14 protein-coding genes are annotated in these 18,714 nt (G+C 50.7%); 8 read left to right on the plus strand and 6 right to left on the minus strand.

The genetic code is table 11. The features are described 5' to 3' along the window. Positions 1 to 164 precede the first annotated feature (164 nt). Positions 165 to 2,102: an acetate--CoA ligase gene (gene acs / locus CWC22_RS03015; protein WP_058797189.1), complete on the plus strand. Its 1,938-nt coding sequence runs from the start codon at positions 165 to 167 to the stop codon at positions 2,100 to 2,102. Between the two features lie 86 nt (positions 2,103 to 2,188). Next, positions 2,189 to 2,842, plus strand: coding sequence for a response regulator transcription factor (locus tag CWC22_RS03020; RefSeq protein ID WP_138536096.1), 654 nt, complete (start codon positions 2,189 to 2,191; stop codon positions 2,840 to 2,842). Between the two features lie 56 nt (positions 2,843 to 2,898). On the opposite strand, the gene purU is transcribed toward CWC22_RS03020, so the two are convergent. After that, positions 2,899 to 3,729 carry a formyltetrahydrofolate deformylase gene (purU, locus tag CWC22_RS03025; RefSeq protein ID WP_125558235.1) on the minus strand — a complete coding sequence of 277 codons (831 nt, stop codon included), beginning with the start codon at positions 3,727 to 3,729 and terminating at the stop codon, positions 2,899 to 2,901. Positions 3,730 to 4,000: 271 nt separating this feature from the next. On the opposite strand from purU, the gene CWC22_RS03030 reads away from it, so the two are divergent. Continuing rightward, positions 4,001 to 7,564 (plus strand): amino acid adenylation domain-containing protein, encoded by a 3,564-nt coding sequence (locus CWC22_RS03030; RefSeq protein ID WP_138536098.1) that lies wholly within the window; start codon positions 4,001 to 4,003, stop codon positions 7,562 to 7,564. 71 nt (positions 7,565 to 7,635) lie between these two features. Next, positions 7,636 to 8,124, plus strand: coding sequence for a DUF1579 domain-containing protein (locus tag CWC22_RS03035; protein WP_138536100.1), 489 nt, complete (start codon positions 7,636 to 7,638; stop codon positions 8,122 to 8,124). A 43-nt stretch (positions 8,125 to 8,167) separates the two neighbouring features. Here CWC22_RS03035 and folE2 read toward each other — a convergent pair whose 3' ends face one another. Both folE2 and CWC22_RS03045 read right to left on the minus strand, forming a co-directional pair. Continuing rightward, complete coding sequence (gene folE2 / locus CWC22_RS03040; protein WP_138536102.1) at positions 8,168 to 9,070, minus strand: GTP cyclohydrolase FolE2; 903 nt, start codon at positions 9,068 to 9,070, stop codon at positions 8,168 to 8,170. A gap of 16 nt (positions 9,071 to 9,086) precedes the next feature. Further along, the gene (locus CWC22_RS03045; protein WP_138536104.1) at positions 9,087 to 10,418 is read right to left on the minus strand and encodes a dihydroorotase; all 1,332 of its coding nucleotides are present in this window, start codon (positions 10,416 to 10,418) and stop codon (positions 9,087 to 9,089) included. A gap of 198 nt (positions 10,419 to 10,616) precedes the next feature. Between CWC22_RS03045 and CWC22_RS03050 the strand changes: the two genes are divergently transcribed. From CWC22_RS03050 to CWC22_RS03060, 3 genes are all read left to right on the plus strand, one after another. Further along, the gene (locus CWC22_RS03050) at positions 10,617 to 12,770 is read left to right on the plus strand and encodes a M3 family metallopeptidase (RefSeq protein WP_138536106.1); all 2,154 of its coding nucleotides are present in this window, start codon (positions 10,617 to 10,619) and stop codon (positions 12,768 to 12,770) included. 120 nt (positions 12,771 to 12,890) lie between these two features. After that, the gene (locus tag CWC22_RS03055; protein WP_138536108.1) at positions 12,891 to 13,565 is read left to right on the plus strand and encodes a DUF1826 domain-containing protein; all 675 of its coding nucleotides are present in this window, start codon (positions 12,891 to 12,893) and stop codon (positions 13,563 to 13,565) included. Between the two features lie 101 nt (positions 13,566 to 13,666). Further along, positions 13,667 to 14,569 (plus strand): GTP-binding protein, encoded by a 903-nt coding sequence (locus CWC22_RS03060; RefSeq protein WP_138536110.1) that lies wholly within the window; start codon positions 13,667 to 13,669, stop codon positions 14,567 to 14,569. Positions 14,570 to 14,595: 26 nt separating this feature from the next. Here CWC22_RS03060 and CWC22_RS03065 read toward each other — a convergent pair whose 3' ends face one another. From CWC22_RS03065 to CWC22_RS03075, 3 genes are all read right to left on the minus strand, one after another. Continuing rightward, positions 14,596 to 14,985, minus strand: a complete 390-nt coding sequence (locus CWC22_RS03065; protein ID WP_058797198.1) for a MerC domain-containing protein — start codon at positions 14,983 to 14,985, stop codon at positions 14,596 to 14,598. Positions 14,986 to 15,139: 154 nt separating this feature from the next. Continuing rightward, entirely contained in the window at positions 15,140 to 15,511 is a 372-nt protein-coding gene (locus CWC22_RS03070) for a hypothetical protein (protein WP_138536112.1), read from the minus strand. A 168-nt stretch (positions 15,512 to 15,679) separates the two neighbouring features. Beyond that, positions 15,680 to 17,179: a calcium-binding protein gene (locus tag CWC22_RS03075; RefSeq protein ID WP_138536114.1), complete on the minus strand. Its 1,500-nt coding sequence runs from the start codon at positions 17,177 to 17,179 to the stop codon at positions 15,680 to 15,682. Positions 17,180 to 17,401: 222 nt separating this feature from the next. Here CWC22_RS03075 and CWC22_RS03080 point away from each other — a divergent pair, with 222 nt between their 5' ends. Next, a complete protein-coding gene (locus tag CWC22_RS03080; RefSeq protein WP_138536116.1) occupies positions 17,402 to 18,694 on the plus strand; it encodes an FG-GAP repeat protein in 1,293 nt (430 codons plus the stop codon). Positions 18,695 to 18,714: the final 20 nt, after the last annotated feature.

Genomic DNA, 18,714 nt, shown 5'->3' on the forward strand with positions numbered 1-18,714 from the left:
GTATTGTGTATCTTGCGCCTGTCGTACATCTGCAGAAGTGCCCGGTTTGTCTACTATGTTTGCAATACAGGTGCAAGTACAACTAAGGTCTAATACTTAATATAAAAAGAGTGGGCGATCCTTGGTGCATCGCCGTCTGGCCAAAAATCAACATGGAGATGACTATGTCACAGAGCATTTATCCGGTTCCTGAAGCCATCAGGAACGCAGCGCTGGTAGATAACGATCAATATACAAAGCTATACCAAGAATCCATTGACGATCCTCAGGCGTTTTGGGCGGAGCATGGTAAGCGCCTTGACTGGTTTACCCCTTACAGCAAAGTAAAGAATACGTCGTTTGACAAAGGCCATATCAGCATTAAATGGTACGAAGATGGTGTATTGAATGCCTCTTACAACTGTATTGATCGTCACCTGAAAGACAATGCAGACAAAGTCGCGCTGATCTGGGAAGGCGACGACCCAACGCAAAGTGAGCATATCACCTTCCAGCAACTGCACGATGAAGTGGCAAAACTGGCCAATGGCCTGAAGAAGCTGGGTGTCCAAAAAGGCGACCGTGTTGCCATCTATATGCCAATGACGCCACAGGCAATTTACGCCATGCAGGCGTGTGCCCGTATTGGTGCTATTCACTCGGTTGTGTTTGGTGGCTTTTCACCTTCAGCGATTGCTGATCGGATCAAAGACTCGGGTGCAAAAGTTGTGATTACATCAGATGAAGGCCGTCGTGGTGGTAATTGTGTGCCGCTTAAGGCAAATGTGGATGAAGCGGTCAGCCAGGACGGTGTTAGCATTGAACATGTAGTTGTGCATCAGCTCACCGGTGGAGAGGTGGAATGGCAAGCGCACGATGTCTGGTGGCATGAGCTGGTGGCTGATGTTGCCAGTGAGTGTGAGCCTGAGCCAATGAATGCCGAAGATCCTCTGTTCATCCTTTATACGTCTGGTTCAACCGGCCAGCCAAAAGGGGTCGTACATACGACCGGTGGCTATCTGGTTTATTCATCCATGACACATGAGTATGTGTTTGATGTTAAAGCCGACGATGTTTACTGGTGTACTGCCGATGTAGGTTGGATCACCGGCCACAGTTATATGGCTTATGGTCCGCTGGTAAATGGCTGCACTCAGGTTATTTTTGAAGGTGTCCCGACTTACCCAAGTTCAGGACGCATCGGTGAAGTTGTGGATAAGCACAATGTCACTATCCTATACACAGCACCGACTGCTATCCGTGCCTTAATGGCGAAAGGCGATGAGCCAATTGCCAGCTCAAAACGCACCAGTTTGCGCATTATGGGATCAGTAGGCGAGCCGATTAACCCGGAAGCCTGGAGCTGGTATTACGAGAAGATTGGTAACAGCCAGTGCCCCATCGTGGATACCTGGTGGCAGACTGAAACTGGTGGCATCATGATCACGCCACTGCCGGGCGCAACGGATATGAAACCGGGTTCGGCGACCCGTCCATTCTTTGGTATCGCGCCGGCCTTGTTCGATGCAGAGGGCAATACATTGCAAGGTGCGACGGAAGGGAATCTGGTGATCCTGGACAGCTGGCCTTCGCAGGCACGCACAGTGTATGGCGATCATGAACGTTTCGAACAAACTTACTTCTCGGCCTATCCGGGCGTGTATTTCACGGGGGATGGCTGTCGTCGCGATGAAGATGGCTATTACTGGATCACCGGTCGTGTGGATGATGTACTCAATGTGTCAGGTCACCGTCTGGGCACCGCTGAGATTGAAAGTGCCCTGGTTGCACACGAAGCAGTCGCAGAAGCGGCGGTTGTGGGTTATCCCCATGACATTAAGGGTCAGGGCATTTATGTATACGTGACGCCAAACGAAGGGGTTGCCGTCACCGACGAGCTGACTAAGGAAGTGCGCAACTGGGTACGCAAAGAGCTTAGCCCGATTGCGTCACCGGATATGATCCAATGGTCACCGGGTCTGCCTAAGACGCGTTCCGGTAAAATCATGCGTCGTATTCTGCGTAAGATAGCGGCCAATGAGTATCAACAATTGGGTGATACTTCGACTTTGGCCGACCCTAGCGTGGTCGATGAATTGATCGAAAACAGACTAAACCGTTAATTGGGCGTTAATCGCTTGAATTATGACAAAATATTGACCTACTATATCGGCTGTCGAAATGACAGCCGATTTTTTAGGAGCCAAGCATGAACCAGTTTTTAATTGCGGACGATCACCCTCTGTTTCGCGAAGCATTAAAGGGGGCACTGCAGAATCAGTTTGACGGGTTAGAGATTTTCGAATCTGAGAACTTTGAGCAAACCTTGCAACAATTATCCGAACAGGAAGAGCTGGATCTGCTGTTGTTGGATTTACATATGCCGGGCAATGGCGATTTATATGGCCTGATCCGGATCCGTGAAGATTACCCGAGTTTGCCTATCGTGGTGGTGTCGGGTAGTGAAGACCTGAATGTGATCTCTAAAGTGATGGGCTATGGTGCCATGGGCTTTATTCCCAAGGCGTCATCATCACAAGAAATTGTTGAAGCACTGAATCAGGTGCTCGAAGGGGATGTCTGGTTGCCTGCCAGCCTGAAAGATCAGATTGCCGAACTCGACGGCGAAGACAAGCAGCTGGCACAGCAAATTGCTTCTTTGACACCCCAGCAATACAAGGTTCTGCAATATCTGCACGAAGGCCTACTCAACAAGCAAATCGCTTATGAACTGAATATTTCAGAAGCGACGGTCAAGGCACATATTACCGCGATATTCCGTAAACTGGGTGTCTATAATCGGACACAGGCCGTGCTAATTGCTGCTAAGCTGCAACTGGAACCGGTTGAAAGTACGAGTTAGCTGCGAGCCAGGAGCGTGTCAAACGCCAGCCCAGGATGCTGGCGTTGTGTTGTGTGCTAGGCAAACACGACGGTTTTGTTGCCGTTGATAAACAGCTTATGTTCTGCTGCCAGCTGAATGGCTTTGCAAAATACCACTTTTTCAATATCCCGACCCATTTTTGCCATGGCTTCTGCGCTATCTGCATGGCTCACCTGGGTGACATCCTGCATAATGATTGGCCCCTCGTCCAGCTCATCATTAACGAAATGTGCAGTCGCACCAATGATTTTTACCCCTCGCTCAAAGGCCTGGTGATACGGCTTTGCGCCAATAAACGCAGGTAAAAAAGAGTGGTGAATATTAATGATTTGATTGCTAAAGCGCGCAACAAAATCAGGGCTGAGGACGCGCATATATTTAGCCAGGCCGATAAAGTCGGGCTGATAGTGCTCAATCACTTTGGCCATGGCATCGTCATGTTGCTCCCGGGTCAGGCCGTGGTGAGACACCAGATGAAAAGGCACGCCAAAGCCTTCCACCAGTGGCTTAAGCGTATCGTAGTTAGCGATCACCGCCTGGATTTCGACATTAAAGGCATTTTCGTACTGTTTCAGTAGCATACCACCCAGGCAATGGGCTTCTTTGGTTGCGAGCAGGACTACTTTGGTTTTTTCATTACCGTGTAAATGCACCTGGGCACCGTCTGGGAGTGCATTACGAAGCTGTGGTAAAAATGCTTCACTGACTGTCCCGGTCAGTTCTGTGCGCATAAAAAAGCGCTCGCCTGCGTTATCAACAAACTCATTGTTGCGCACGATATTCAGATTATGCTCAAAGCACAGCCCGGTTACTTTGGCGATCAACCCCACATCATCTCGGCACTGGGTCGTTAAAACTATACTCATATCCTCATTCCCATACGTTTTTATGAATTCTTCACAATACCCCGTTGAACGTAAAAAACAAGCAGACAAAAGTCCGTACCCGGTCAGGGGGGTTACTGGCTTATTTGATTAAGTAAATGTTAATGTCTGTGTTGAATTTATGTGTATAAAAATAGCGCTTTTATAGTGCCTGTTGTCACATCAAACACCAATACTATCGTTAAGCTGCGTAAATCACTCCGCTTAAATTCGAAGAGTGACAAGGTTGACAATAACAATAAAGGAAATAGGTATGGACCATTTAACTGGCACTTCAGTTTCATCCGATCAGCACACACATCGGGAAAAAGAGCTGAGAGTGTGTGATACATCAAGCATCACGCATTCTATTGCCGCTACATTGACCGCCCTGGTACAGCGTAACCCAGAAAAAATCGCACTGATTGATGGGACGAAGGAGATTAGCTATCAGGTATTGTGGGGGCGTGCCGGGGCCATTGCGGCTAAGCTGGTGAGCCATGAGATAGAGCCCGGTGCATTAGTCGGTGTGTGTATGGAGCGTAGCTGGGAGCTGGTGGCTGCTTTGCTCGGGGTGTTGAGAGCCGGGTGTGCTTATGTGCCGTTGGATCCGAGTTATCCGCGTACCCGAATTGACTATATGCTAGCACATAGTAAGGCTGCCGCAGTTATCGTTGATAGCAACACGTCGGCTGAATTATGCCAGAGTATGCCTGGACAAATTTCGCTGGCTGACATCGGTGATGAGTTGCCCTCTCTGCCATCTCCTGAACTGGAGTCGCAGGCCCTCGCGTATGTGATTTACACCTCAGGGTCGACCGGTGAGCCAAAAGGTGTGGCAGTCACACAGAGTAACGTGCTTGCCATGACACAGGCCATGGGCACGCTGTTAAACGAAGAGGAGCTGAGTGGTGTACTGGCGGCGACGTCGGTGTGCTTCGATCCCTCAGTGATGGAGATCTTAGGCACCTTATTGCTGGGGGGGACCGTGATCCTGGCGAAAAATATTCTGGCACTGCCAGATTTACCGAGTGCTGGCCGGGTTCGAACCTGCATCGGTGTGCCCTCAGCCCTGCGGGCCTTACTCAGTGGCTATACCTTTCCAGACACACTGCGGTGCTTGATTTTTGGTGGTGAAGTACTTAAACCCGCATTGGTAAAACAAGTCTATGCGCAGCAGCCTACTCTGCGTGTTATCAATGTTTATGGGCCAACAGAAGACACGGTATTTTCAACGGCTGTACAATTGCATCCGGACATGGCAGAAATCCCCATTGGGCAGCCTGTCGTTAACACCCGTGCTTATGTGCTTGATGATGCGTTGCAGCCTGTTTCCAAAGGTGAAGCGGGTGAGTTGTATCTGGCGGGTGACAAACTGGCTGCCGGGTATCTGTTTGACGACTCACGCACAGCGACGCGTTTTATCACACCAGCGCCGGATAGTGGCATTGTGGAGCCACGTTTGTACAAAACCGGCGATGTGTGTCAGTGGACAGAAAGCGGAGAATTGCGCTTTATCTCCCGTGTCGATCAGCAGGTCAAAATTCGCGGTTTTCGCATCGAGCTGGAGGAAATCGAAGCGATTCTGAACACTATGCCGGGTATTGCCGCCGCCGCTGTGAATGTGTTACAGCGAGGATATGTGCAGGCCAGGTTACAGGCCTGTGTTGTCTGCGATGAGGGAGAAGTTGTAAGTACAGATGTGATTTTATCTTACGTGGCGCGGCATTTGCCAAAGCACATGGTGCCTCAAAGCGTATGTTTTCTGACGGCCTTGCCGTACCTGCCCAACGGTAAGTTAGATCGCAACAGCTTACCTGAGCTGTCGGCAGAGCCAGAGCCACGGCGATCCGCCAGAGTTGCCGACTCGGAGCAGGCACTGATTGCTGTGATCTGTGACGAGTTAAGTACTCTGTTGGGCCACAGCGCTCATGCTGTGCAATCGCAGACTTTTGAGCAGGCGGGTCTGGATTCATTAACCTCGCTGGAGCTGAGCAACCGTCTGAGCAATCTGCTTGAATTGCGCTGCCCGGTGCAGGCCATTTATCAATTCAATACGCCTCAGCGTCTGGCTCAGCACCTAAAGGCGTCAAATGGTCATGAGGTATTGCAGATTCAGCAACCATTGCGTGACACTTTGGCTGAGTTGCAATTTCAATTACGCGCCAGCCATCCGACGTTTGCTGTGGCCAAGGCGCCGTCCTGGTCGGCTAGCGATAAAAGTAATGTGGTACAGGCAGCCACGCAATTGGTCAACAAGCGTCGAGCTAACCCCTATAGCAAAGTGCTGCGCTCAGGAAGTGGCACTCGTGGCACGGTTGCAGATGCGCATCATAGCGATGCACGCGAGGCGATTATCTGGACCACAAATTTATACCTTGGCCTGAACCGGGATGCAGAGGTAGTCGGTGCCGCATGTCAGGCCGTCACTGAGTTTGGCACCGGCATGGGCACTTCGGCGGCTGCGTCCGGGTTAACCGATCTGCATCTGGCATTTGAACAACAATTTGCTGCGCTGGTGGGTAAACCCGCCGCTTGTTTATTTCCCACCGGGTATACCGCCAATGTTGGGGCCGTCGCGGGCTTATTGGGTGAAAACGATGTGGTGGTGATCGACCAGCTCTGTCACGCCTCTATTGTTGATGGCGCACGCTTGTGCGGCGCCAAAGTACGCACCTTTAAGCACAACGATGTGGATGATCTGGCCTGTGTGCTGGAGAGCGAAACTTCTCCCTATCGCACTGTGTTAGTGATTATCGAGGGCGTGTACAGCATGGGGGAAGGCGCGGCACCTGTGGCAGAAATTGTACGCACCGCTAAGCGTTATCAGGCTTTAATACTGGTTGATGAAGCCCACTCCTTTGGGTTTTACGGGAAGCATGGCGCGGGGATCTGTGCGGCAAAGGGGGTCAGCGAAGAGGTTGACTTCATCATGACCACGCTGAGTAAGTCATTGGGCAGTCTGGGCGGTGTAGTGGCCGCCCGAGCTGAGTATGTTGATTTACTCAAGGCGTCTGCCAGAGCCTATATCTTTCAGGCTTCTGTAAGCCCGGCTGACATTGCAGCGGCACTTAGTGCACTGCAGCGCATCAGCCAGGATGATTCGCTGCGTGAACGGCTATGGGAGAATGCCCGCTACATGCGAGCTCAATTCAGTGCCGCCGGCTTTGATTTAGGCAGTGGAGACGGGCCGATTGTCACGCCGCATTTTGCTGATAAAGACAAGCTGTATGCGATTGTACAGCGCTTGTATGAAAAAGGTATTCAGGCCTCAGCGGTGACTTATCCGATTGTTGAAACGGGGCGTGGCCGCTTAAGGTTTATCTGCTCTGCGGCACATACTAAACAAGATGTGGATGTCACACTGGTGGCACTGCGCGAAGCCGTGCAGGAGGTAGAGGCGGTATTTGCCAGCGCTGCGGCTGTACAACCAAAATCCTGGTTCGAAACAACGCGACTGAATGACTGGTGGTGCTCCTTTGCCGCTTACCTGGAAAAGTGGCGAGAAACGCAGTCAGGCAAAGTCCCTGAGTTACAGCTTGAATTGAGCACGCCAGACAGCAGGTATACTTTGACTTTGTCGCAAGATGCCGTTACCACGAATGAGGCGACAAAGGCTGGGTTACCGGTGTGCCGCATACATTGCCTTAATAGCAATGCGCTGGCTGCATTGATGCGTTTGGATGTGCGGATGCTACTGCAAAGTTTGTGTGACGGGGAATGTGAGTTAAGCGGCCAAAGCGAGGTGTTTATTTGGTTTATGAGTCGTTTACTGACCTCGTCTACCGGGCTAAAACCGACTCATACCTTGTCTGAAAATGTCGAGATTTCGTCGTAAAAGTACTGTTTACTTATACAGTCCAAGTGCTAGAGTAACGCTCGATAATGATAATAAAACAAGGGATTATTATGCTTGAAAGCAATGCACCTGGCGCACCTGGAGATTTCGATTTTATGGTTGGCCAGTGGTCAGTTCAGCACCGCCGTTTAAAAGACATACTGAATGGAGGAGATGAGTGGATTGAGTTTAAAGGGGAGTCATCAACACTCCACACACTCGGCGGATTTGGCAATGTAGAAGATAACCACCTGCATTTTCCAGAGGGATCTGTCAGAGCCAAGGCAATCCGTTCATTCAATGCAAGCACCGGCCTGTGGTCTATCTGGTGGCTGGATGGGCGTAATCCTGGCATGCTGGATACACCGGTGGTGGGCGCGTTCACCGATGGCATAGGGCGTTTTTATGCCGACGAGGAGTATCATGGTCAGGCCATCAAGGTATGCTTTATTTGGGATGCCACGAACCCGGAACAACCAACCTGGGCACAGGCATTTTCTAAAGATGGTGGTGAGCATTGGGAAACCAACTGGGAAATGACGTTTACCCGCATCCAGTAGCGATAAACACCCACGTAATTCGTTACGTGGGTGTGCTAGTGCCTTAAGATTTACGGTCGTAAACCACAGCATTGTGTGCATGCAGGCTTTCCTGGTGCTCAACTTTAAACTGGTAGTCTGTGACTTCTGTGACTTCTGTGATTGACTCCAGTGTTGCTTTGATACGCCGTGCGGCGTCTTCACAAAACATCAAGTTTTTCGCATTCAGTGCAGCAAACGCCTGCTCATCTTCGCGCTTAACCGCCGTTTGAACTGGCGTTGCCAGCGTTTCCTCAAACAGCGCAAGCCAGTGCGCCAGATCGGGTAAGTGACCGCCAGCCAGATCGGCTTCAATGTAGGCAAATGAGCGCTGGCTGTGTGGCGTTGCGACTGACCCCTGTGGCCCTTTGAGCCATGCCAGTAACTGCGCTTTGTCTATGTTGTCCTGATCGGCAAACTGCTGCTCGACCGTGTCGCTCAGTAATTGGCGAGACAAAGCTGCTGAACAAGGGCAGGTGCTGCTGTAGGTAATGGTGCTGATAAGTTTGCAGTGGGTTTTGCCTTCAAGGTGCTCACAATGCAACTCAATCGGATAGGCATTGTAGCCGCTGTAGTTGCTTTTCAGAGCCGGTCTGTTCAGTGGCAGCTCAAACTTTAACACCAACTTGGCAGACTGACTGAGACCCTGTTGAGACGCGACTATCCCTTTGAGTACTTTGTCCAGCTGTGCGAACGTGAGTTCAGTCCCTACCAATGCCTCGTTGGCAAGCAGGTAAAGGCGTGACATATGAATGCCTTTTGCGCCAGTGTCCAGGCTGACAAAAACGTCCATCAGAGTGTTAATGTTGACGCTGGTCTGATCGCAGCGCACCTGCATGGGTAGTGCGATTTTTTCCATCCCAACCCACTTCAGCGGGCTCTGGCTGTCTGGCTCAAAATGGGTCGCAATATCGGGGAGTTGCATCATTATTTATGAGTCTCACTTAACGGTTAAAACGTAACGCCTGCGCGGCATTGTGCTCGGTATTGACCTTGTCACCATCAAACACCATTGCACCATTAACAAAGGTCGCACGGATCTGATGTGAGAAAGTGGTGTTATGAAACGGACTCCACTTACACAGGTAACGGGTTTGTTCGTGTTGTACGTGAGTTGCGTGATTTGGATCAACCAGCACCAGATCGGCAAAATACCCTTCTCTGAGGAAACCCCGTTTATCAATGGCAAAGCGGGTTGCAACATTATGTGCTGTTTTCTCCACCACCTGCTCAAGCGTCATTGCACCACGTTTAACCTGCTCCATGAGGGTCAGTAAGGCATGTTCAACCAGTGGCAGACCTGCCGGTGCTTGCGGATAGGGCACGTTTTTCTCTTGCCAGGTATGCGGGGCGTGATCGGTGGCAATGATATCAATGCGGCCGTCATGCAGGGCCTTTAACAACGCGAGCCGGTCCGATTCAGCTTTTATGGCCGGGTTACATTTGATGAGGTTGCCCAGGGCCGGATAATCTTGTTGGTTAAACCATAAATGATGAACACAGGCCTCGGCTGTGATGTGCTTTTCTGCCAAAGGTGCCGTGCTGAATAAGTTCAGCTCTTTTGCCGTGGTTAAGTGCAGGACGTGTAGCTGGGTACGGTATTTTTTTGCAAGCGCAACGGCATAAGAAGACGACTGATAGCAGGCTTCATCATCACGGATCATTGGGTGGTGGATGATTTGCGGTGTGCCATATTGCTGCTCAATGCGTGCATTATTTTGCTGGATCACCGAACCTTGTTCACAGTGTGTGGCGATAAGGGTGGGGCATTCTCTGAAAATTGCGTCCAGGGCTGCGGGGTGCTCCACCAGTAAATCGCCAGTAGATGCACCCATAAATACTTTTACACCACATACCTGGCGTGGATCAACGGCTTTGATCTCATCTAAATTATCAGGCGTGGCGCCGAGGTAAAATGCATAGTTTGCAACGGAATCTCGTTGTGCAATGGCTTGTTTGTCTGCCAGTGCTTGTCGGGTGGTGGTGGAAGGGGAAACATTGGGCATTTCCATAAAACTGGTGATCCCGCCGGCTGCGGCTGCGGCCGATTCACTGGCTATTGAGCCTTTGTGGGTCAGGCCGGGCTCTCTGAAGTGTACTTGATCATCTATCATGCCGGGCATCAGCCACATGCCCTGGGCATCGATGACTGTTTCATTGGGCTTGGCCGATAAATCCGGGCCAATTTCGGCAATGTACTGGTTTTCAATTCTGAGATCAGAAACGTAAAGCTTACCTTCATTCACTAAGGTGGCGTGTTTAATTAAGCGTGCCATTGGTATCCTGATTAATTGTAGAGATAAACAAAACTAAAGGCCGTTTCTATGGGCCACGACGCAGGCCCAATCAACAGTGCGCGTGCTTTTCTTTGCGTACCCAACTCACATATAGGTCTGTTTAGCGCAACAAAGATTGTTGATTGTTTTGTTATATTATAACATATCCGTTCTATTTTACAGATGAGAGAATCGACGATGAAAAAGTTACTTGCACTGGCAGTGAGTTCTGCCTTACTTGTGACGGCCTGCACGGGCGGGGATCGTACGTCAGGCTTGCAAAAAACGGCGGCGTCTGCGACGGTAACTGAGGGCAATCCATTACTGGTAGCAAGCACCTTGCAATATCAATCACCCGACTTTAACCGCATTGATGACGCACACTTTATGCCGGCCTTTGAGCAAGGCATGGCTGAGCAAATGGCCGAAGTGAATGCCATCATTAGCCAGACAGACTCTGCCAGTTTTAGTAATACCATTGTTGCATTAGAGCGAAGTGGTGAGTTACTAAAGCGCACGCAGGACGTGTTTTTCAACTTATCAGGTACCGACTCAAACGCGAAGCGTCGTGAGATCCAGTCTGAAATGGCACCTAAGCTGGCGGGCCACTACGATAATATTTATCTGAACAAAGCACTTTATAAGCGAGTGGCAGAGGTGTACGGCCAGCTCAATGCGCTTAACCTGAGTGCAGAAGAAAAGCGCCTGACAGAAGTCTATTATAAAAATTTTGTCAGAGCAGGCGCCAAGCTGACTGAGTCGCAACAAAAAGAGATCCGTGAAATTAACGCGGCTTTGTCTTCACTGACGACGCAGTTCTCGCAGCACTTACTGGCCATGTCAAAGAGCAACGTGGTGTTGGTTAAAGACAAAGCAAAACTGGCTGGCCTGACAGACGCATATATCGCGCAGCTGGCACAAGCGGCTGAACAAGCCGGGCATCCGGGTCAGTACTTGATCAAAATTACCAATACCACGCGCCAGCCTATTTTGGCTAAGCTGAAAGACCGTCAGTTGCGTGAGCAAGTATGGCGTGCTTCTGCTGAACGCGGCTTAGCTGGTGAGAATAACAACCGTGAAATTGTTGCACAACTGGCACAGCTGAGAGCGAAAAAGGCTGCTTTATTGGGCTATCAGAGTTGGGCTCACTATGGTCTGGATGCACAAATGGCTAAAACACCAACTGCGGTTTACGACATGTTTGCCAGCATGGTCCCAGCTTTGCTGAAAAACGTTGAAGCGGAAGCGCAGGCCATCAAAGACAAAATTCGCGCCACGGGTGGCGACTTTGAACTGGCTGCCTGGGACTGGTTGTATTACGCCGATCTGGTGCGTCAGGATAAGTTCGACCTGGATGAATCTGAGGTGAAAGCTTATTTTGAGTTTGATCGGGTTCTGGAAGATGGCTTGTTCTTCACTATGGAGCGCCTGTATGGCGTGACCTTTAAGCCACGCACCGATATTCCGGTCTATCACCCGGATGTGAAAGCCTATGAAGTGTTTGACGCGGACGGTACCAGCCTGGCTATCTTTATGGCCGACTACTTTGCCCGTGAAGGTAAACGCGGTGGCGCCTGGATGAGTTCGTTTGTGAAGCAATCAGGCCTTGACCAGGAGCGCCCGGTGGTGGTGAATGTGATGAACATTGAAAAAGCCCCCGAAGGTCAGCCGACCCTGCTGAGCTATTCTGAAACCACCACTATGTTCCATGAGCTGGGTCACGGCCTACACGGTATGTTGTCTCAGGTTAAATATCCGACGCTGTCGGGGACGTCTGTGTCGCGTGATTTTGTTGAGTTCCCGTCAACTTTTGAAGAAGACTGGGCTATCCACCCGGAAGTCATTAAGAACTACGCTAAGCATTATCAAACTGGAGCAGCCATTCCGAAGGCATTGCTAGAAAAGGTTATTGCCAGCCGCAGTTTCAATATGGGTTTTGACACGCTGGAATATGTGGCGGCTGCGTTGCTGGATATGGAGTGGCATGCACTGGCAGCTAATGCGCCGTTGCAGGATCTGGTTGAATTCGAGCAAGCTGCATTGAGCAAGCATGGCGTGAACATCGACTATGTACCACCCAGATACAAATCGGCTTATTTTGCGCACTCAATGGGTGGCGGCTATTCAGCGGGTTACTATGCCTACATGTGGAGTGAGATCCTCGCGGCGGATGCCTTTGCTTATGTACAGTCTCAGGGCGGGCTAAACCGTAAGATTGGTACGCACTATCGCAAGAACATTCTCGAAGTGGGTAACTCTCGTGACCTGATGGAGTCTTATAAAGCGTTCCGTGGTGCAGAGCCAACCACCGAAGCGCTGCTTAAGCGTCGCGGACTCAATGTCGCACCATAAAACCCGCAATTGAAGGGCTGCCTGCGGGCAGTCCTTACTCTGTTTGAAATTCTCTGATATGTTATACTGTATCTTTTGTTGTGAATGCCGCACAACTCGGTTCAGATGTAGGAGAAGACCATGACCCGTGCTTTAGCCACCAATGACAATTCAATGATCCCTGCCAATCGGTATGCTGCCATATCCCCTGAGCCGAACGTTCTGACGGATATCTATCGCGAAGATATTAACCTGAGTGTCTGGCAATGCACGCTGACTCAGGCGCTTAATTCAGAAGTGACGAATTTACTCAGCAGTACCAGCGAGTTGCAGCTGTCGATTGCGGCGACTCCCGAGCAAACGATAGGCGAATTGCACGCCGCCTCGGCGTTGCTTGTTGATAAGCCCGCGCTGACTGAGCACCTGGCGATGCTGGTGGATATGTTTTGTACTCTGTTTGAGTTAAAGCGCGCCGGACTCAGGCTCACGATACTCAATAAAGCCATGTGTCCTAAGTTCCATGTCGATCACATACCTTGTAGGCTGGTGAGTACGCTGGGCGGTGTGGCCTCTCAGTGGTTGCCTCACGATACAGTCGATCGCAGCAAGCTTGGTGCCGGTAGCAAAGGTAAAAAGGACCAGGAATCCGGAATCTACGCATCTGAATCCGACATTCAGCAACTTAATACAGGTGATGTTGCGCTATTGAAAGGATCTGGCTGGCTTGGCAATGAAGAGGGCGCCCTGGTGCACCGTTCACCTGCCCCCGCAGCGGGAGAAGCGCGCTTGTTGCTCACGCTGGATTTTATTGACTGAGTGGTAAAGTCACAGTGTGTTACTATTTGACTGCACTGGATTATCGTCAGATGACTATCAGGTCATGAGTGTTTGTAAGTTGGCAGGAGAGCAATGTAAGTATGGAACCAATCCTTGTACTGGTTGGCTTTTTGGGTGCGGGTAAAACCACGCTGTTAAAACGTCTGCTGCTTGAGGTTCAGCAAGCTGACTGGGACCCTTATGTGATCCTGAATGATTATGAACATGCCGAGCTGGATGCCAGACAACTGGCCGAACAGCTCAGCGAAGGGGCGTTAAAACCGCTCGACGGCAGCTGTATTTGTTGCAGCGGCATCACGGCGCTGCGCGACAGCATTAATCGTATTCCACAGCGCAAGCGAGGGATCACCTTGATTGAAGCGAATGGCACATCCGATGCCTGTCGTTTAATGGGGTTTCTTGGTGTGGGGCTGGACGAACGCTTCAAGCCCCCGGTACAGATCGCGGTGGTCGATGCCAAAAACTGGCAGTGCCGAGGTGAGCACAATGCGCTGGAGGCAAACCAGGTGCAGGTCTCTTCGCTCATTGTGCTCACACATACCACCGGCTTATCTGAAGCACGTATACAGACGGTTAAGGATGAACTTCACCAGGTGAACCCAAACGCGACAATTCAGGGTGTCAGTGAGCTTGCACTTTGGCAGCTGCCGGAGTTGTCACCTGTGTCGGGTAATGTCGATGCATTTGAGCATCAAAAATCACACTGGGCGTCCTGCTCTGTGGCGTTACCTGCTTTACCTGATGAAACCTGTATTGAGGCTTTGTGTGCGCGAATACCCGAGAGCATTTTGCGCGTGAAAGGCTGCACTCGAATTGGCACAAGTTCTGATTATACTTACTTTGAGCGATGTCCGGATGGGGCTGTGTCGATACGGCCATTCAAGGGCGAGCTGGTTACGGGGAGTAAATTGCTGGTCGTTGGACCGGGGAGTGACCCAGGCAAATTGAATGAGCTTGTCACACAGGTTTTGGCCGCACATTGATTGTAAAGGCGGCCATGCAGGGTGGATTAGTGGCAACGCCCGGTCTGACACAAATTAAAGTTTTTATAGTGGCTGATCACCAGCAACACGCTGCCCAAAATGGTCAGCAATTTCTCCCCTTCCTCTGCCATTAAGTCATGGGCAAAAAATGCGGCGAAGAATAACACGCCGATGCCTGCGGTGCCGTAGCCCAAAATACGCCACTGGTTGTGCTTTTTACACCCCAGAAATAACGCGCTGCTGCTGGTCACCAGCACACCAACGAGTAACCAGCGATGAAATGCCTCATCTGAAAAGAAGGTCGCACCGAACGCCGGCAGCAGGGCAACCAGCAGGGGCACAAACAAGCAATGAACGACGCACATCGCAGACAAGCCGATGGCGTATTTGTCTAACCTTTCAGACAGGTTTCTCATGGTTTCCTCACCTTGATGATTAACGCAAGCGCTTGCGCAGGCTGATCATACGAGCCGCTGAGCGCCTTGAATAAACTGTTATATTATATCATTTGCGGGATGTTGAATAGCTTGGCGGAGATGAAAGCACCACGGGAGTCGGGGCTGAGGCCAGCTACATCGCGGCCACAGCAAGCAACACACTCACCACAGCAAATAATATCCATGACCAGTGCCTTCCCTTTGATAGACCCAAAGCCAGTAAACTGTGTAGCGCAAATGTCAGTGCGGTGATGTGCAGCAGCGTAGCCGAGGTGAATCCAGGTGATGCCAGCGCAATCAAAAGTGCGGCAAACCCCAGCCACGCAATGGAAGTCAGGTGCCAGGCAAAACGCAGCGTTCGGATGGTAAAATCGCTACTGCCAAACAGTTGGGGCAGATTATCCCGCTTAAACAGCCGCATCAGAATAAAGCGCTCACCGAGGTAAGAATGCGCCAGCGAAACTAAAACGAGCAATGTGGCGGCGAGGTAGAGCAGTAGAGCCATAATCACATCCAGGTGTTGTCAGGTTGTTGCGTGACTTTATTTGTACCGTAATTATTCTATTATGACCAGAGGGCAGCCATCTGAAAAAGCGTTTGGTGAGCAGTATGCTCCTAACTTCCTTGTCAGGCAGTATGCTCCTAACTTCCTTGTCAGGCAGTATGTTACAAGTTAACTACAGCTAATGGAGTCACCACTGCTGTTATAACAGGTCTCAACTTGCTGGAGCACATGTCTGCACATGTACGCTACGTTGTTTTCCATACAGTTAAAATAAGTACCGTAAATGGCTGAACCGCTAACATTGTAATCAACTCGCCACTCATAGTAGGAGTATGGCAGAGTGGATTGGTCGCTCAGCCAGCGCGCAAATACGGCGCTCGATACAATGTCGTATAGCGGAGTCGGGCGTACCCCTACACTGCGCCAGCCATTGTTGTAGCCAGAGTACTCACCAGGCATTTCAACCACAGCGTTGGCTGCCTTATAATATGGGTTACTAAAGTTACTTTTCTTATCTACCTTAGACAACAGACCCTGATAGTCTTTAACCCAGGTGGTACCTTCACAGCTGTTCAGAAATACCATGCCCTTATCATTGCCTTTACCACAGGTACCCTGAGGAGCCGAATCCGCGCTCCAGATGAAGTCAGCACTTTTACCGCCATGAATTTTTGCTTCATAGCCACTCGAAGAAGTGATGATCACATCATTGTCTTTACCGCCTTCCTGGTTGGAGTTTTCGCCATTGGTAAAGAGGATGTCATCGCCATTGTTACCCCAGGCTTTGTGCCAGCGCAGGCTGTTTGGATTACCATCGCCATTTTCATATAAGGCATCATTACCATTGCCACCATGAAGGCGGTCTTCCCGGCCGCCATTACCAGTCAGGTAGTCGTTGCCATCTTGACCATAGAGGGTGTCGTTACCTTTATCGCCACTGAGCACATCGTGGCCTGCGCCGCCGTAGAGTTTATCGTTGCCATCGCGATTGCTGTTACAGTTACTCTGCTCATAAATATAGCCATTGTTAGCATTGGCCAGACGACAGCCACCGCCCAGGTAGTCGTTGTCATTGCCTCCGTAAAGTACATCGGTCCCCTGACCACCCATCAGCAAGTCGCCGCCATCATCACCCCATAAGGTGTCGTCATTGTAGTCACCAAACAGTTTGTCATGGTGGTTGCCGCCTTTGAGCTGATCATTCCCCCAGCCGCCGTGCAGCGTGTCGTTGCCATCTTCACCAAACAGCTGGTCGTTACCACTGTTGCCTTTTAAGGTATCGTTACCCCGGCCACCGTACAGCCGATCGTTCTGATTACCAGAGATCAGGGTGTCATTACCATATTGTCCGTATAGAGTTTGTGATACCGCAATATTGCTGGCATCGAACGAATCAGCACCGTTACCCAGGTGTGCTTCAAGCGCACTGATCTGGCTCATAAAGAAGGTCTCACAGCTGCTACTGTTACCCACTTTACGGGTTACGGTCAGGGTATCGCCTGATTTACTGAGGGTGAACTGTTCGCTGTGGCGTGAGCCCTTAACTTTCAGTGTCTCGCCGTCCAGGTAAGCCGAAGCGCCGCCCGCCAGCCCGCTACAGGCTGCCACTGCCTGCCCCGAGGCACCCAGCGCAACCGCCAGACAGAGCGCATTTAACTTGGTGTTCATTATGAAATCCTTAGATTTTTTATTTTGAATTGTTCCAGCCTCAGGGTAGCGGACAAATCTGCATGGAATATGGAGTTTGCTGATTAGTGAAGGGGAAGGTTCATATGACGAATACAAGTTGTTTCTCTGTATGCAACAATTTGTGGGGTTCAGACCATTGAAAAATAATCAAAAATCAGACAAGTTATACAAGGTTAACTGGAAATAAAAAGGAAGGAACGAGTGAAATTACAATCAACCATGAAGTATAGCCTGTGCGCTATGCTGACAGCATTGGCTGGTCATAGCTTTGCGGCGCCAGACAGGTTACTTGCCAATGATGGCAAGGCGGAAGACTATTTTGGCTATGGTGCAGCGATTGACGGCAACACGGTTGTGGTGGGCGCGCACAAAGCGGATATCAATGGGATTAATGATGGCGGCGTGGGCTATGTCTACGTATTAGGGGAGAAGGGCTGGCAGCAACAAGCTAAGCTGGTTGCAAAGCCACTGTCTGCTGACGACACTCTGGGTGGTAAGGTGGTCTTAAAGAACGACATTGCCATGCTCGGCGGTATGAGACGAGATGACAAAGGCAAAGACGCCGGTGCGGTGGTGGCCTTTGCGCGTAAAGCGGACACATGGACACAAACTGAGATTTTTACCGCGCCAGATGCCAAACCGGGCGATGCTTTTGGTCAGAGTGTGGCATTTACCGACAAATTGCTGGTGATCGGCGCCCCACGTAATGATGCAAAGGCGAATGATGCCGGTGCTGCGTATATTTATACCCGCTCTGGTGATACCTGGCGCTATCAGAGCAAAATCATGGCCAGTGATGGCGCGGCAGGCGATCTGTTTGGCATCGACGTCGCGGTTGATGGTAATACAATAGTCGTTGGCGCTGACTTGCATGACAAAACGGCAGAAAACGCCGGAGCCGTATACATTTACGTGCAAGACGGGGAGCAATGGCATCAGCAGGCCAAGTTGATGGCGTCCGATGGCGGTGATACCGATATCTTTGGCGTCAGGGTCGCAATTTCAGGAGATACGGCACTCATCTCGGCACGACGCGATGACGTAGAGGGTCTGGGCGTGGATGCCGGCTCTGCCTATATTTTTGAGCGCAAAGGCACACGCTGGACCGAGGCGCAAAAACTCACTTCTCCTGATGGCGCAGCCGATGATCGCTTTGGCCGCGGCGTGGCACTCAGTGGTGATACGGCGATTATCAGCGCGATGAACCATGACGCACAAGGCAAAGACACCGGCGCATTATATGTCTACAAAAAGCGCGCCGATGGCTGGCACTATTCATCCAAAGTGGTTGCTAACAATGCGCAGCCAGGCGATCAACTCGGCTGGAATGTCGGCCTTTCCGACGGTAAGGCAGTGATCGCGACCCCACACCATGACGCCAATGGTAAAGAGTCCGGTGCGGTCTACGTTCAGGATCTGAATCAGTACAGCACATTTCATATTGAAAACCGTATTTCTGTTGCGGAGAAAGGAAAAGTGAAGTCTTCGCAGTAATTAAACTCAATACAAACAGA

Source organism: Pseudoalteromonas rubra, from assembly GCF_005886805.2.
In the GTDB taxonomy this organism is placed as follows: Bacteria; Pseudomonadota; Gammaproteobacteria; order Enterobacterales; family Alteromonadaceae; genus Pseudoalteromonas; species Pseudoalteromonas rubra_D.